At 63.4% G+C, this 12,853-nt stretch carries 13 protein-coding genes; 4 read left to right on the top strand and 9 right to left on the bottom strand.

Annotated features, from left to right (window positions below):
* Positions 1-18: 18 nt before the first annotated feature.
* The 6 genes from ACIROW_RS05010 to ACIROW_RS04985 all read right to left on the bottom strand — a co-directional run bounded on the left by ACIROW_RS05010 (position 19) and on the right by ACIROW_RS04985 (position 5,428).
* Positions 19-363, bottom strand: coding sequence for a copper-binding protein (locus ACIROW_RS05010; protein ID WP_402272605.1), 345 nt, complete (start codon positions 361-363; stop codon positions 19-21).
* A gap of 20 nt (positions 364-383) precedes the next feature.
* On the bottom strand, positions 384-878 hold the full coding sequence (locus ACIROW_RS05005) for a plastocyanin/azurin family copper-binding protein (protein ID WP_402272603.1): 495 nt from the start codon (positions 876-878) through the stop codon (positions 384-386).
* Between the two features lie 15 nt (positions 879-893).
* The gene (locus tag ACIROW_RS05000; RefSeq protein WP_402272601.1) at positions 894-2,276 is read right to left on the bottom strand and encodes a multicopper oxidase family protein; all 1,383 of its coding nucleotides are present in this window, start codon (positions 2,274-2,276) and stop codon (positions 894-896) included.
* Positions 2,269-3,672: a TolC family protein gene (locus tag ACIROW_RS04995; protein WP_402272599.1), complete on the bottom strand. Its 1,404-nt coding sequence runs from the start codon at positions 3,670-3,672 to the stop codon at positions 2,269-2,271. The genes ACIROW_RS05000 and ACIROW_RS04995 overlap by 8 nt, the downstream gene beginning before the upstream one ends.
* Positions 3,673-3,776: 104 nt before the next feature.
* The gene (locus ACIROW_RS04990) at positions 3,777-4,187 is read right to left on the bottom strand and encodes a hypothetical protein (protein ID WP_402272596.1); all 411 of its coding nucleotides are present in this window, start codon (positions 4,185-4,187) and stop codon (positions 3,777-3,779) included.
* 35 nt (positions 4,188-4,222) lie between these two features.
* Positions 4,223-5,428, bottom strand: coding sequence for a citrate synthase (locus ACIROW_RS04985; RefSeq protein ID WP_402272594.1), 1,206 nt, complete (start codon positions 5,426-5,428; stop codon positions 4,223-4,225).
* 104 nt (positions 5,429-5,532) lie between these two features.
* Here ACIROW_RS04985 and ACIROW_RS04980 point away from each other — a divergent pair, with 104 nt between their 5' ends.
* A complete protein-coding gene (locus ACIROW_RS04980) occupies positions 5,533-6,918 on the top strand; it encodes a CoA transferase (RefSeq protein WP_402272592.1) in 1,386 nt (461 codons plus the stop codon).
* Between the two features lie 6 nt (positions 6,919-6,924).
* On the opposite strand, the gene ACIROW_RS04975 is transcribed toward ACIROW_RS04980, so the two are convergent.
* The gene (locus ACIROW_RS04975) at positions 6,925-9,237 is read right to left on the bottom strand and encodes a heavy metal translocating P-type ATPase (protein WP_402272590.1); all 2,313 of its coding nucleotides are present in this window, start codon (positions 9,235-9,237) and stop codon (positions 6,925-6,927) included.
* 375 nt (positions 9,238-9,612) lie between these two features.
* On the opposite strand from ACIROW_RS04975, the gene cadR reads away from it, so the two are divergent.
* From cadR to ACIROW_RS04960, 3 genes are all read left to right on the top strand, one after another.
* Positions 9,613-10,065, top strand: coding sequence for a Cd(II)/Pb(II)-responsive transcriptional regulator (gene cadR / locus ACIROW_RS04970; protein WP_402272588.1), 453 nt, complete (start codon positions 9,613-9,615; stop codon positions 10,063-10,065).
* Between the two features lie 166 nt (positions 10,066-10,231).
* Positions 10,232-10,984 (top strand): DUF3658 domain-containing protein, encoded by a 753-nt coding sequence (locus ACIROW_RS04965; protein WP_402272586.1) that lies wholly within the window; start codon positions 10,232-10,234, stop codon positions 10,982-10,984.
* 93 nt (positions 10,985-11,077) lie between these two features.
* Complete coding sequence (locus tag ACIROW_RS04960) at positions 11,078-11,434, top strand: NirD/YgiW/YdeI family stress tolerance protein (RefSeq protein WP_402272584.1); 357 nt, start codon at positions 11,078-11,080, stop codon at positions 11,432-11,434.
* Here ACIROW_RS04960 and ACIROW_RS04955 read toward each other — a convergent pair.
* Both ACIROW_RS04955 and cueR read right to left on the bottom strand, forming a co-directional pair.
* On the bottom strand, positions 11,431-12,420 hold the full coding sequence (locus ACIROW_RS04955; protein WP_402272582.1) for a Gfo/Idh/MocA family protein: 990 nt from the start codon (positions 12,418-12,420) through the stop codon (positions 11,431-11,433). The two genes, ACIROW_RS04960 and ACIROW_RS04955, sit on opposite strands and share 4 nt — an antisense overlap.
* Before the next feature lie 16 nt (positions 12,421-12,436).
* A complete protein-coding gene (cueR, locus tag ACIROW_RS04950; protein WP_402273801.1) occupies positions 12,437-12,853 on the bottom strand; it encodes a Cu(I)-responsive transcriptional regulator in 417 nt (138 codons plus the stop codon).

The following is a 12,853-nucleotide window of genomic DNA, read 5'->3' as shown; positions in this document are numbered from 1 at the left end:
GATTTTCTGTCGGGAGTCTTACTGGTCCGGCTTGACCTCGATGGCGGTGACCGTCAGCGCGCCATTTCTCTTTTCAGCGGAGAACAGCACCTGATCGCCGGCTTTGACCCGGCTCAGGAAGTCCGGCGAGGCCACACGGAACACCATGGTCATGGGCGGCATCTCCAGGTTGGGGATGTCGCCATGACGCAGGGTGATCTTGCCGGCTTCGGCATCGACTTTGCGGACTTCGCCGGCAACCTGCGGCGGGGAATCTCCTGACGCAGCCGGAGCTTGCTGCGCCGCTGCGCAGAGGGATGCGCCCAGGGCTGCCGTCAGCGCAAGCCGCGCCAGCAGCGGGGCGAAGAAATTAAGGTGTTTCATGATCATCCTTTCAACGTTGGTCAATGTTTGTGCGCAGTGCCGGCCACGGTCACGCTGCCTTTCATGCCGGCATCGTAATGTCCCGGCTGCAGGCAGGCGAAATTGACGGTGCCTGCCTGGCTGAATTGCCAGAGCAGTTCGCCGCTCTTGCCGGGCGCGAGTGTGATCTGGTTGTCGTCGGCGTGTTCCATTTCCGGATTCTTCAACATGGCGGCGTAATGCGCCTTCAGTTGGGCATCGCTGCCGAACACCATTTCGTGCCGGATCTTGCCGCTGTTGGTGACGATGAATCGGATGGTGTCGCCGGCCTTGACCCGGATGGCATCGGGGGTGAAACGCATGTTGTCGCGCATGTCGACTTTGACGGTGCGGGTGACGTTCGCCTCTATGCCGGGTTGTCCGATGCCGCCGTCGGCATGGGCGTCGTGATGGTGGGTGGATTGCATGGATTGGGCAGAGGCGCTGCCGCCGACAATGGCGATGCTGAGTGCTGCGAAGAAATGGCGATGGTGCATGGTGTAACTCCTTGATTAATGTTGGTGTGGACGGCGAATCACGTTGACGGTGTTGTCGTCGGCTTGGTTTTTCGGACCGGGCGCCGCAGCGGCAGGTTGGTCGGCGCCGCGCCATTCGTAGGCGACCGTACCGGGCGGAGCCTGGTACCAGCCGGGGTCGCGATAGTCGTTGCGCGCCAGGTTCTTGCGCACTTTGACGACGCTGAACATGCCGCCCATTTCCAGCGATCCGTAAGGTCCGGCACCGCCCATCATCGGTAGCGTGTTGTCGGGCAGCGGCATCTCCATGTCGCCCATGGAGCCGCCTTTGTCGCCCATCACCATGTAATCAGGGATGAGGCGGTTGATCTTCCTGGCGAGGTCGGTCTGTTCGACGCCGATCATGGTCGGCACGCCGTGGCCCATGGCGTTCATGGTGTGGTGCGACTTGTGGCAATGGAGCGCCCAGTCGCCTTCTTCGGTGGCGTCGAATTCGATGGCGCGCATCTGGCCGACGGCGATGTCGGCGCTGACTTCAGGCCAGCGTGAAGCGGGCGGCGTCCAGCCGCCGTCGGTGCCGGTGACGACGAATTCGTGACCATGCAAATGGATAGGATGATTGGTCATGGTCAGGTTGCCGACGCGGATGCGCACGCGGTCGTTCTGTCGCACCGGCAGCGCGTCGATGCCGGGGAAGGCGCGGCTGTTCCAGGTCCACAGATTGAAGTCGAGCATGGTGTTGACCTTGGGCGTGGCCGCACCCGGTTCGATGTCGTAGGCGTTCAGGAGGAAGACGAAATCGCGGTCCACGCGCATGAAGTTCGGGTCCTTGGGATGCGTGATCCAGAAGCCCATCATGCCCATCGCCATCTGCACCATTTCATCGGCATGCGGGTGGTACATGAAGGTGCCCGCCCGGCGCGCCGTGAATTCGTAGACGAAGGTCTTGCCCGGCGGGATGCCCGGCTGGGTCAGGCCGGTGACGCCGTCCATGCCGTTGGGCAGGCGTTGGCCGTGCCAGTGCACCGAGGTGTGTTCCGGCAGCTTGTTGGTGACGAAGATGCGCACGCGGTCGCCTTCCACGACTTCGATGGTGGGGCCGGGACTTTGGCCGTTGTAGCCCCACAGGTTGGCTTTCATGCCGGGGGCTATTTCACGCACCACCGGTTCGGCGACCAGGTGGAATTCCTTGACGCCGTTGTTCATGCGCCAGGGCAGCGACCAGCCGTTGAGCGTGACGACGGGATGATAGGGGCGGCCGTTGGGCGGCGTCAGCGGCGCTTGTGTAGCGGCGCTGGTTTGCACGGCGGCTTCGGGCAGCGAGGCGGCGCCGATGCGCGTGACGGCGGTGGCGCCCACCGCCAGCGCAGACCCTTGCAGGAAGGCGCGACGGCTCAGTTTGTTGGCGGCGTCAGTCATGTTTTGTTCCTTCGATAATGTTTGGTGCAGGAGCGCTCCGCCCTCCCAGCGCCAGCTGCAGGTCGCTGTCGGCGATCCAGTAGTCGCGTGATGCCTCGATGGCGGCATTGACGGCCTCGGCTTGTTCGCGCGCATCGGCGAGTAGTTCGAACACGCTCATCAGCATGCCGTTGTAACGCAGCAGGTATTCGTCGGAGATGCGCTTGCGCAGCGGCACCACGTCGTCGCGGTATTGGCGCGCCAGAGTGTAGGCGTGCTGCTGCGCGGCATAGGCGACGCGTACTTCCGACTGCGCCTGCACGGCGGTGGCGGCGAGCCGGTGCGCCGCCTGCATGTAGATCGCTTCGGCCTTGGCCACGCGCGCGCCGCCCCAGTCGAACAGCGGGATGTCGATGCTGGCCTGGTAACCGACTTCGGCGGCCTTGCCGGTTTCCGAATTGCGCACGTAGCCGAGGTCGAGCACGTTGATGAAGCGGGTGGCTTTGCTGAGGCCGAGCGAGGTTTGTAGCGCGGCGACTTCCAGCTTCGCCGATTGCACGTCGAGCCGTTGTTCCATCGCGACGTGTTCACTGTCGGCCAGGGTGACCGGCTGCTTGGGAAGATCGGGCAGGCGTTGCGGTAATTGCAGTTCGCCGTCTTGCCGGCGCAGTCCAAGCAGGCGTATCAGGTTCTCGCGTTCCTGTACCACTTGCGTGCGTGCGCGCGTCAGCCGGGCCGAGGTGTCGAGGTAGAAGGCCTGCTCGCGCGCGGCGTCGAGTTGCGAGAAGTTGCCTTTCTTCGCCATGCGCGCGGCGAGTTCATGAGCGACTTCGGCGGCTTGCTTCACCTGCTCCAGATAAAGCACGGTCTGCGTCGCCGCGATGCTCTGGTAGTAAGCCTTGCGTGTCTGCGCGGCGGTGCGCAGCATGACGTCGGCAACCTTCAGTTTGGTCTGCTCGAAGCGTCGCGCCTCGATGCGCGATGCGGCGGGCATGGTCAGCAGACGCATCACCGACAGCGACAGGCTACGCTCGATCTTGATCTCGTCGCCGCTGTGCGTTCGCCCGAAACTGAAGCCTGGATTGGGCAGCCGTCCGGCCTGCACCAGGTCGGCCTCGGCGATGCCGAGTTCGCTGTAGGACGCCTGCAATTCGCGGTTGTTGATCAGCGCGATCTGTACCGCGTCGTCGACGGCCAGCGGTCGTGCCAGCATGGTGCGGACGCGGCGGGCGACGTTGTCGGCGTCCTGTTCGGATCGCGTCCAACTGGTTTCTTTGTTGAGCCGCTGTTGTGCGGCCTGGTTGACGGTGTTGAAACCGCCGTCGTCGCTGAAACTCGCACAGCCCGCAAGAAAGACGGCAAGCAGCGGCGGCGCGAGTGGACGCAAAAATCTGCGCAAGAAGGGAAATGCATTCATGTAAGCCTCGTGCAAACGACAAGTTTGCCGGCGCACAATCAGGATCACGCGCCGGAACGGTTGCAGGAAGCTGCAGGCGGCTTACGCCGGTGCAGCTTCAGTGGTTACACGGACAGTGAAGGGGGACGTTCAGGATTTTCCGGCGTATAGCCGACGAAGCCGTGCGGGGTGTCGGCGACGTGGATGTCTGCCGATACAGGCAGGATGATGAGCTTGTCGAGCGCCAGCGGCAGGACCGCGCCGATGGTGCAGACGCTGCAGGAGCTGCACGAGGCCGAGGAAGCCTTGTGCTGATGCTGAGTGTGAGACGGATGATCGGTGTCGGCTTGCGTGTTGACGTCGTGCATGTCATGACCAGCGTGATGATGTGCATCGGCCGCAGCAGGTGCAACCATCGCCGACATCTGCATCGGATGTGATGGCGCGCAACCGGCCTGCACGGCGGCAGCGAATCCCTGGACGGGAATCGCAAAGGCCAGTAGCCAGAGCAGGAGGATTTTTACGCGCGAAGTCATGGGCCGTAGTGTAGCACTGCCGGAAAAGGGCCTCGTTATTTTGCGAGACCGGCAGTAAGCGGAATCGGCCGCGGGCCGGTGTATGCCGCACGCGGCCGGATCAGTTCGCCGCTTGCGCGCTGCTCCAGCGCCTGCGCTATCCAGCCCATGCCGCGTCCGAGCGCGAACAGGCCGAAGGCGGCGCCCACCGGTAATTGCAGATGACGGCGCAGCGCCACCAGCGCAAAGTCCACCGACGGATGCTGGCCGATCAGGCCGCGGGTCGCGGCGATGATGTCGCCCCATGCCGGATGATGGGGCAACACTTCCGCCAGCAAGGCGTTGGCGCGCACGTCGCCGTCCGGATAGAGATGATGACCGAAGCCGGGCAAGTCGTCGCCGCGCGCCAGACGCCGTTGCAGTCCGGGAGCGACATCATGCTCACCGATTTCATCCAGCAAGGCTTCCACGCGCGCCGTGGTCCCACCATGCTTGCCGCCGGTCAGTGCCGCCAGTCCGGCGATCACCGCGGCGCGCAGGCTGGTGCCGGTGGACGCCACGCAGCGTGCGGTGAAACTCGAGGCGTTGAGTTCGTGATCGGCGCACAGCACCAGCGCCATGCGCACCAGTGCCGCGCCGTGCGCATCCAGCTTCCACACCTTGGCGCATTGTTCGTGGATGGGCGCTGCCGATGGTCGCGTGCCGAGCAGGCAGGCGGCGAGCAGGCGCATCAGCGCGCCGCTGCCTTCGGCGGTGCGCTCGGGCGAGGTTTGCCATTGCGCGGTGGCGGCGTCATCGCTGGCGACGGTGAACAACGGCAGCAGCGATTCTTCCGCGCGGCGTCCGGCGAAATGTTTGAGCAAACCGGCGTAAGCGGGATGAGCCGCCACCTCGCCGGGGCCGAATGCTTGCCGTACTTCGGCGTTCCACAGCAGTGCGGCGAGGTCTTCTACGGACTCCGATTGGGCCAGGGCGACGGCGTCGCGGCCGCGATAGTAGAGCCGGCCGTCTTCGATCAGCGTGATGGCCGATTCCAGCACCGGCAAGCCCCAGTTGAGCGTGGCCTTGGCGACTTCCTTCGGCTTGCGTCCGCGCGTGCGCTGGGTCGCAAGGCGTGTGACTTCTTCTTCCAGGTAACGGCTTTCACGCGCAGTGCCGTCCGGCTGCGCGCTGAGCAGGCCGCGGCTGACGTAGGCATACAGGGTCTGGCGCGAAACGCCGAGCGCAGCAGCGGCTTCGGCGGAGCTGAGGTAGGTGGGCATAGTCGTTCCGGTAGAGAGTTATGTTGATTATATTAATCAATATTGACAATTAAAACGAGCGGAATATGCTTCAGTCATCTTCACCAATCTTCCGATGAAAGGTCATGATGTCTGCTCAATCACACCCAAGCACGCAGGCTTTCCTGCGCGAGATCTGGCTGGCCGCGCAGGGCGAGTCGGCTTTCCTTGAACAAGTCCGCATGAGCGGCGAGGGTAGTCTGCCGTCGGTCTTCGCAGTGACCGATCTGGCGGCGGGGTCCGTCGGGGCCGCCGGCCTGGCGGTTGCGGAGCTGGTGCAAGCCGTCGGCGGCGCTGAACGGGAAGTGGCGGTCGACCGCCGGCTGGCCTCGTTCTGGTTCGGCACCTCGCTGCGGCCGCAAGGCTGGGAAGCGCCGCCCTTGTGGGATGCGGTTGCCGGCGACTACCGGACGGCCGACGGCTGGATACGCCTGCACACCAACGCACCGCATCATCGTGCGGCGGCGTTGGCGGTGCTGAAGGCGCCGGTCGACCGGACCGCCGTCGCCCATGCCGTGGCGCAATGGAACGCCGAGGAGCTGGAAGCCGCCGTCGTCGCGCAAGGCGGGTGCGCCGCCAGAATGCGGACCATGGAGGAATGGCGGGTTCATCCGCAGGGAGTCGCCGTCAACGCCGAACCGCTGCTGCACGTCGCCGATGCGCCCGCGAGCGCGAAGCCCGGCTGGCCTGTCAATCCGCAACGTCCCTTGCAAGGGATTCGCGTGCTCGACCTGACGCGTGTATTGGCGGGGCCGAGCGCGACGCGCTTCATGGCCGGCTTTGGCGCCGACGTGCTGCGGCTCGACCCGCCCAGCTGGGACGAGCCGGGCGTGGTGCCCGACCTCGTGCCGGGCAAGCGTTGCGCTCGGCTCGATCTGCGCACGTCGCAGGGGCAGGAAATCTTCACCCAATTGCTGGCACAGGCCGACGTGCTGGTGCACGGCTATCGTTCCGATGCGCTGGCCGGCATGGGTTTCGACGCCGCCAATCGTCGCCGCGTCAATCCCGCATTGGTGGACGTCAGCCTCGACGCTTACGGCTGGAGCGGTCCGTGGAAAACGCGGCGCGGTTTCGACAGCCTGGTGCAGATGAGCAGCGGCATCGCCGAAGCCGGCATGCGCCGCCTCGGCCGCGACAAGCCGACGCCGTTGCCGGTGCAGGCGCTGGACCACGCCACCGGTTACCTGATGGCGACAGCGGCGATCCGTGGATTGACGCAGCGTTTGAAAACCGGCAAGGGGAGCGAGGTACGCACGTCGCTGGCGCGCATGGCGCAGTTGCTGGTGACGGGATCGGGCAATCAGGTTGATGCGGCGCTGGCAGCGGAAAACGCCGGCGATCTGGCGCCGGCGATCGAACAGACTTTCTGGGGGCCGGCGCAACGTGTGCGCGGTGCAGTGACGGTGGGTGGAACGGCGATGGCCTGGGACAGGCCGGCTGCGCCGCTCGGGTCGGCGCAGCCGGTGTGGTGAGGATTTCTACAGAGAGCGCACCAATCGCAAGCCGTTGAACACCACGATCAGGCTCGCACCCATGTCGGCGAATACCGCCATCCACAGCGAGCTTTCGCCGGCCAGCGCGAGCGCCAGGAAGACCGCCTTGATGCCGAGCGCAATCGTGATGTTTTGCATCAGCACGCTGTGGGTCTTTTTGCTCAGGCGGATGAAGTCGGGAATCTTGCGCAGGTCGTCGTCCATCAGGGCGACGTCGGCGGTTTCCAGCGCGGTGTCGGTGCCGGCCGCACCCATGGCGAAACCGATCTGCGCGCGCGCCAAGGCCGGCGCGTCGTTGATGCCGTCGCCGACCATGCCGACGTAACCGTGCCGGTCGATCAGCTCGCCGATTGCCGTCAATTTGTCTTCAGGAAGCTGGTCGCCGCGCGCATCGTCGAGCTGCACGATGTCGGCGATGGCGCGCGCAGTGTGCGCGTTGTCGCCGGTCAGCATGGTGACGCTGACACCGAGTTGCTTCAACTGGGCGATGGCGTCGCGGCTGCTGTCACGCACCGTGTCGGCGACCGCCAGCAGCAATTGCACACGGCCGTCCCGGCACAGGATGGTGGTGGTCTTGCCTTGTTTTTCCAGTACCTGCAGACGTGCTTCCAGCTCCGGACTGCACATGCCCATTTCATGCACCAGACGGTGATTGCCGAGAAGGAATTCACTATCGCCGATGCGTCCCTTGACGCCGCGACCGCTCAATGCTTCGAAGTCGGTGACCTCGTCCGCAGCGCCTTGCTGTTGCTGCTGCTTCCAGTACGCGGCAATCGCCGCCGACACCGGATGGTCCGAGCGCAGCGCCAGGCTGGCGGCCTGCTGCAATGCCAGGACCTGGTCGCCGTCCGACAGCAACTGCACATCGGTCACAACCGGCTTGCCGTGCGTGATGGTGCCGGTCTTGTCGAGCGCCAGCGCCTTGATCTGCCGTCCCTGCTCCAGATATACGCCGCCCTTGATCAGGATGCCGTGGCGCGCCGCTGCGGCCAGTCCGCTGACGATGGTCACCGGCGTGGAAATCACCAGCGCGCAAGGGCAGGCGATCACCAGCAGCACCAGCGCCTTGTAGAGCCATGGATAGAAAGCCGCACCCAGCAACAGCGGCGGCACGATCGCCACCAGTGCCGCAACTATGACGACCGCAGGAATGTAATAACGCGCAAACTGGTCGACGAAGCGTTGCGTCGGCGCACGCTGGCCTTGCGCCTGCTGCACGCTTTTGACGATGCGCGACAGCGTCGATTCGCTTTGGAGTGCCGTGACGCGATAGTCGAAGGCGCTGTTGCCGTTGATGGTGCCGGCAAAGACCTGCTCGCCGATTTGCTTGGCGACCGGCATGCTTTCGCCGGTGATCGGCGCCTGGTTGATCGCCGGCTGTCCTTGCGTGACCACGCCGTCGAGCGGGATGCGCTCGCCCGGCTTGACGCGCACTTCGGTGTTCAATGCCACCTGTTTCGCCGCGACCTCGATCCAGGCGCCGTCCTGCAGCACGGTAGCCTTGTCGGGCGACATTGCCATCAGTCCGGCGATGGCGTTGCGTGCCCGGTCCAGCGACAGCGACTCGATCATCTCGGCCAGCGTGAACAGCACGATGACGACCGCAGCCTCCGGCCACTGGCCGATGATGGCGGCGCCGATCACGGCCAGCGACATCAGGAAGTTCATGTTCAACGACAGGTGGCGCAGCGCGATCCAGCCCTTCTTGAGCGTGTCGAGACCGCCGACCGCAATCGCAAACAACGCCAGCGCAATCACCGTCAGCGAGCCGTCATCGCCGCTATTCCAGGCCACCACTTCGGCAGCTAGAGCCGCCACACCGGCGACGCCGACCATCAGCCATTTACGCGCGGGAATCGCATACGATGCGCTGTGATCATCATCGCTGCCGGCCTCGGCATCGAGTGTGTCGCTCTTGACCTTGGGCAGCATGTCGAGTGCTGCCAGCGTCTTGACGATGGGCTCGACCGAAGGCAGGCGATGCTGCACCGTCAGTTCGCGCTGGATCAGGTTGAACTGCATGGCGGCGATGCCGTCCATGTTGGCCAGGCGTTCGCGGATCAGCTTTTCTTCGGTGGGGCAGTCCATCTTCTGGATGAAGAACACGGCTTCTTCGGCGTCGGCGAGGCCGGCCGGTTTGGCGTTGTCCGCCGACGATGCTGCGTGATCGTGCGCATGCTCATGGTCGTGATCGTGGACATGGCCGGCTTTCTTGCCATGATTATGGTCGTGATCGTGGACATGGCCGGCTTTCTTGCCATGATTGTGGTCGTGATCGTGGTTACAGCAATTCGACATGCGTGCTCCTGACAAGCGAGATGAGGGCCTGTTATCAAGTAATTTGCGAGATGCGTTTCAACCAGAAGGCGTGTTGGCAAGGCGCGTGGCGTAGCAGGTGGTGGGCCCACCTGCAAGCCATGCAACGCCGCCAGCGCCTTCTGGTTGAAACCCTTCGGGAACGGCTGCAGGCGTCGCCTGCCGTTGTTGCAGCTCCTTGCCGTAGTGCCGCTACGTCGCGTCGCTGCGCCTAGGCAGTCAACGCCTGCCGCGCGTTCGCATTCGCAAATTACTTGATAGCAGGCCCTAGGCTTGCTGTATATTAAAAACCCTGAACCAGCTACAAGGTCAAGCCTTTTATAACCTTGCTTGCAGGCTGGTTGTTCTGGAGAAAGCATGGATGCACTGAAGATAGGCGAACTGGCGGCGCGCACCGATTGCCCGGTTGAAACCATCCGCTACTACGAGCGCGAGGCCTTGCTGCCTGCGCCCACGCGCTCACAGGGCAATTACCGCCTGTACGGCGACACGCATGTTGAACGGCTGCAATTCATCCGCCATTGCCGTTCCCTTGACATGACGCTCGACGAGGTGCGCAGCCTGTTGCAATTCCGTGATGCGCCCGAGGAAAACTGCGGCGAGGTCAATGCCTTGCTCGACAAGCACATCGGCCATGTCGCGCAGCGCATTGCCGAACTGAAGAAGCTGCAGGTGCAGTTGAAAGGCCTGCGCGCGCAATGCGACACGGCGCAGGCGACGCGCGATTGCGGCATCCTGCAAGGCCTGGCCAACATGAGCGACGACAGCAAGCCGGTCAATCTCGGGAGCCACGGCAGCGGTTGTCATTAAGAGTCGCTGACAAAACGCCGCTGGCCGCATTGCTCCTCCTTGCCTGCGGCGCTAAGCGCCGTTTCCAGAATTTTTACGACGAACGCAGACAGCCAAGCCTGTTCCAATGATTTTCCTCCCGGGCATGTTGTTTCGGGAGTGATGCTTATTGAAACGAAAGGCGTTCATGATGGAATTTCACTTGGTCAGTTTTGACAGCACCGCCAACGCACTGCGCATCGCATTCCCGGACGCGCGCGTGTTTTGCGCCGGGGACGATTACAGTCTGGGTCCGTTGGAGGATGGCAATGAACGAGGCGCTTTCTGGCGCGACATGGGGCGAGGATACAGCGAAGAATGGCTGAAGGAAGCGCCTGATTGTTTCGCGCCATGGCATGAGATGAAATCGACGCTGGCCGCCGCGGCTTCTTCCAGGATATGCGTCTGGCATAGCGGAAGCGGGTCGGAACAGGTGTTCCTCCGGATGGCCTGTCATCGGCTGTCCGGACTTCACCATGCCTTGCTGACGGTCCGGGTGCCTGCGCGCGACGGCGTTCATGCGACGGCGGCATGGCCGCCAGGACAATTGAGGGAGTTCATCGCGCATGCCGTGCCATTGTCGCCATTGCAGCGGGACGAGTATGCACGCGAATTCGCAGCGATTGCCGCGCAACCTGAGATGTTGCGCGAGTGCGATGAAAATGATCGCCTGCATTGCCGCCCCATGAACGTACACGACGATCTGTTGCTGGCTTGCTGTTCCCGGGAATGGCAGCGCGCCGTGGCGGTCGTGGGTGAAGCGATGGAGCGAGTGGACCCGCGGAATGCGCAAGGGGATGTCTTCTGGAGCTCGCGTTTGCAATATCTGGCGGATGCCGGACAGATTGCAGTCGACGGCGAGCGCATCGCCTTGGGCAAATACCGTGTCCGCTCGCGGTGAACATGTTGTCTCCCGCAAACGGGTGAAGCCGGAACCAATACTGCATGGAGTTTTCCAACCTGTTCCTCCCGAGATGAAAAACAAGGAACAGCCATGAAAAAATCCTCCGCCTGCGCGCTCGCCTTTTCGGCGCTATTGACCGCCACCGCTATTCCCGCGTTCGCGCAATACACCGGCCCCTCGCACAAGCCGTCAATCCAGACCGTCGCCAGCGCCGCCAAATCCGCCGACGACACGCATGTAGTGCTGGTCGGCGCCATCATTGCGAAGCTGCGCGACGAGCATTACACCTTCCAGGACGGCAGCGGCAAGATCGAGATCGAAATCGACGACAAGCATTTCCCGTCCACGCCGATCAGTGAAACCACCCAGGTGCGCATCTACGGCAAGGTCGACAAGCATTTCGGCAAGGACGCCACCATCGACGTCAAAAAGGTCGAACCCTTCTAAGAAATTTTTCCCAGAATGCGATCCAGCGTCCAGCTGGTACGCGCGGCGGTGCGCCCTGTTGATGGGTGAGCCGCACTGCCGCGCAGATGCTCGTGCATGTTGCGTACGTGGTGCAGCTGGATATTGTCGGGATTGGCGATGACAGCCTCTTCGACGCCGGCAGCGGTAGTCAGCTGCAGAGGAGCCTCTTCAAACACTGAAAAGGCAATCTTGCCGAGGCTGCCGGTGATCTCCACCTTGTCGCAGCGCTCGAAGCTGCCGAAGTTCCAGCTGCCGCTGCCGGTGACGCCGGAGGCGTGCAGCCAGGCACCGCTGACCGTATCGGCCGCTGAATACCATCCCTGCTGATTGGCGCTGCATCCGGCCGCCTGCACCACCTCACCCAGCAAATGTGCAAACAGGTCGATGCCGTGGCTGGCCAGGTCGTCGAAGTAACCTCCGGCCGCGATCGCCGCATCCGTGCGCCAGTTGTAAGCGCGGCTCAGGTCGAGCGGCGAGGGTGTTCGGCTGAATTGCCAGTTGACGCTGCGCGGCGCGCCGATGCGGCCTTCGTCGAGCCAGCGTTTGACTTGCGCGAAGCGCGGCAGCGAACGCCGGTAATAGGCGACAAACAAAGGCAGGCCGCGGTTTTCAAATGCCGCGCAGATGGTTTTGCATTCGGCGAACGTGGGCGCCATTGGTTTCTCGATGCAGCAGGGCTTGTTCGCCGCCGCCACTTTCAGGGCGTAGAACAAGTGCGTGTCGGGCGGCGTGGCGATGTAGACGGCGTCGATGTCCGGATCGGCGATCAGCGCATCGGCGTCATCGTAGTGGCGCGGCACGCCGTGCCGGCGCGCGTAGTCGGCAGCCTTGGCGGCGTCGCGGCGCATCACGGCATGCAACGCGAAGCCGGCCGTTTGCTGATAGGCAGGACCGCTTTTGCGTTCAGTGACGGCGCCGCAGCCGATGATGCCCCAGCGAATGGTGTCGGGAAGCGTACTTGTCATAGGCCTGATCCGATAATCAATGTGTTTCGATGTGTTCACCCGGAAGCTCCGCACTCAATGCGTCAAGGATGGGGCAATCGGGCCGGCTGTCGCCGTGACAATCGTGGGCGAGTTGTTGCAAGGTTGATTTCATCGCCTGCAGTTCACGTATCTTGATATCGAGTTCGACGATGTGATCATTCGCCAGTTGCTTGACCTTGCGGCTCGGGCGCGACTGGTCCAGCCACAAGCCCATCAGGTCGCCGATCTGCTTCATCGAAAAGCCGAGCACGCGGCCTTGCCGGATGAAACGCAGCAGGTGCACGTCGCGCTCGCCGTAGATCCGATAGCCGGCGTCGGTGCGGGCCACCTTGGGCACGAGGCCGATGTCTTCGTAGTGGCGGATCATCTTGGCGGAGACGCCGGAAGCCTGTGCAGCTTCGCCGATATTCAT

Source organism: Herbaspirillum sp. NPDC101397 (assembly GCF_044767325.1).
GTDB lineage: Bacteria > Pseudomonadota > Gammaproteobacteria > Burkholderiales > Burkholderiaceae_D > Herbaspirillum.
Note: the sequence above shows the minus strand (reverse complement) of the source record. Positions and strands in the feature narration are given on the sequence as shown.